Consider the following 3,035-nt stretch of genomic DNA (forward strand, 5'->3'; position numbering starts at 1 on the left):
ATAAATTCATCTTTAACAGACCAATCAACAACATCAAAAACCAACACTTTTAATTTCACCCAACGGGTTAGGATTTTTATATTTCTTGCTCGACAATTTTAAGCGAGCTTCTGAATGTCTAACGAAACAAGGAGTCAAAGGCGTTGACCTACTGGACTGGACAGATTTGTCCTATTCACTGTTCAAAACGAACAAGAAATTATGGATTGAAATCATAAACGATAGTATCGTTGAATGCCAGAACCTGTGCAATGAGATTGAAAGCAACCACAAAGATTGGAGCGAATTTACTGATGAAGAAAAAAATGAACGACTTAACGAATTAAAAGCCGATATAAAGAAAAGACATGAAATCTTAATCGACGGACCAAAAAAGTCACAAGAAGACCTACGCACAATGATTCTAGTTGAGTATTGCGGTTGCTTACTCTTCGACTGTAAGAGGCACAAAAACACTGCCAATGATTAGATAAACGGCTTACTCTAAGTTATTCTTTGCACAATCCCCTTGCAAGAACCTGCCCCATCATTCCTATCCATCTATCAAGCCTCTGTGCCTATGTGGTCAGCTAATTTTGTGCATCATGGTCGTTATCCATCTATTAAACCTCTGTGCCTATGTGGTCAGCTAATTTCGTACGTCATGGTCGTAATCCATCTATAAAACCTCTGTGCCTATGCGGTCAGCCAAATTATTGTGGTTTTGCGTGCGGAAATGTGAAAAGCTAAAAAAGCTAAAAAAGTGAAAAGATGGAATATTAAAAAAGTGCTTAATTCAATCAAAAGCTAATGCACTTCTATAGCGCAACCCATTTATTAAATCTCTGTGCCTATGTGGTAAGCTAATTTCGTGCATTATGGTCGTAATCCACCTATTAAACCTCTGTGCCTATGTGGTCCACTAAACTTATATGGTGATGTACGAATGAATTGAAAAAGCTAAAAAGCGAAATACGCCAGAATAATCCAGCACTTTACAACTTCAATCACTAAACATCGCGTCTATTAAGCTATTACCTCAAATGCATAGTGCTAGCCGAACTTACATAAATCTAGGTCGTCTTTCCAGTCATAAAACTAAATACAGTTGTTAAGTTTTTCGCTACACCCTAAATCAAACCGCATCGTAAATAGTATTTGACTAATTTTGGTGTTACAACAACGGTAACCGAAACGTGCCGCTATGAAGTGATGAAAAAAGCAATTCTCGCATTTTTGGTATTCTCAGTCAGCAACGCCTTTGCCCAAGAAGATGCTTGGGTGTACTTTGCCGATAAACCAGACACAGAAAGCTTCTTCGCAAATCCGTTGAGTTTTTTCACCGAACGTGCACTAAACCGCCGAGCACAACAAAATATCGCGCTCGACAGCAAAGACGTGCCGATTTCCGAAAGTTACATCACTACCGTAGACAACAGTTCGGGTATTATCGTACTCGCTAAATCACGCTGGTTTAACGCCGTGCATGTTCGCGGTAGCGTCGATGATATCAATGCACTTCAAAACTTAACGTTTGTTTCTGAAATCGATTTTGCCAACAGCAACTTAAACGCCTCAGGTCGTTTTCAACAAAACTTGGTAAACAAACACAATGCCGAGGCTTTAACCGATTTTTCCTACGGCTTTGCCAACGCACAAATTCAGCAAATCAACGGCCAAGTTGTACATCAGTCCGATTTCACCGGAACCGGAAAAATCATTGCCGTACTCGATTCTGGGTTTCCCGGTGTGTTTACTGCCGCGCCTTTCGAACGTTTAGTAAACAACAATCGTATTTTGGGCACGTACAACTACGTTACTCGCAACACCGACGTTGCCAACAACAGCAGTCACGGTACCGCCGTTTTGTCGACTATGGGCGGATTCATCGAAAACCAATACGCAGGAACCGCGCCCGATGCCGAATACTACCTGTTTGTTACCGAAGATGTGGCCTCCGAAAATCCTGTCGAAGAATCGCTTTGGGTTGAAGCCGCCGAAGAAGCCGATCGTTTGGGTGTCGACGTGATCAACACTTCTTTAGGTTATTTTCAATACGACAACGCCAGCTATTCCTACACTTTTGCCGATATGAACGGTGAAACTGCGTTCATTTCTCGAGGAGCCGATATCGCTTTTTCTCGCGGTATGATTGTTGTCGTTTCTGCCGGAAATAGCGGCGGATCAAGCACGCCAAACATCTCCGCACCAGCCGACGCGCAGCATGCATTTACCATCGGTGCAGTCGATAATCAAGGAAATCTGGCGTCGTTTTCAAGCGTGGGTCCTACAGCCGACAATCGGATAAAACCCGATGTGGTAGCTCGTGGCGTTACCTCCGCTGTTATCGGACCAACAGGCAGCGTTTCTGGTGCGAACGGAACCTCGTTTTCAGCACCTATCGTTTCAGGAATGATTGCTTCTTTGTGGCAAGCGCTTCCTAACTTCACCAATCAACAAATCATGGATTTGATCCGAAATACAGCTTCTTCTGCTACAAATCCGCAAAATACTATTGGTTATGGCATTCCGAATTTTGGAAACGCCTTGCAAAACGGTTTAACCACAACCGATTTTACTAAAAATACCGTACAAGTCTTCCCAAATCCGTTTTCAAACCAACTTTCGATGAGTCAGATTGAAGAAACGACTCATTTAGAGGTGTTTACTGTCGAAGGAAAACGTATTTATCAAGCTCTAGTAACCGAAAATACCAGCTTGGATACCGCAAACTGGTCTAAGGGAATTTATCTGTTCGTGTTTCATCAAAACGGAAGCACTACCATCAAAAAACTTATCAAAAATTAAATGAATCCTATTTGTCAGCTATTCGGAATTCAATATCCGATTGTTCAAGGCGGCATGATTTGGAATAGCGGAGCCAAGCTAGCTGCCGCCGTTTCTAATGCCGGTGGTTTAGGTCTGATTGGCGCCGGATCAATGTATCCCGATGTCTTAAAAGAGCATATCGATAAAGCCAAGCAACTCACTTCAAAACCTTTCGGTGTTAATGTTCCTATGCTTTATCCGAATGTCGAGGAAATCATTCAAATAAT

The 3,035-nt window shown here is 42.2% G+C and carries 2 protein-coding genes; both read left to right on the plus strand.

The window, feature by feature from the left end:
- Positions 1-1,191: 1,191 nt before the first annotated feature.
- Positions 1,192-2,787: a S8 family serine peptidase gene (locus ACOVQQ_RS07800; RefSeq protein ID WP_421817704.1), complete on the plus strand. Its 1,596-nt coding sequence runs from the start codon at positions 1,192-1,194 to the stop codon at positions 2,785-2,787.
- Positions 2,788-3,035 (plus strand): nitronate monooxygenase (locus tag ACOVQQ_RS07805; protein WP_421817705.1); only part of this gene is annotated, 248 nt, incomplete at its 3' end.

Source organism: Flavobacterium sp. (assembly GCF_049240005.1).
GTDB lineage: Bacteria > Bacteroidota > Bacteroidia > Flavobacteriales > Flavobacteriaceae > Flavobacterium.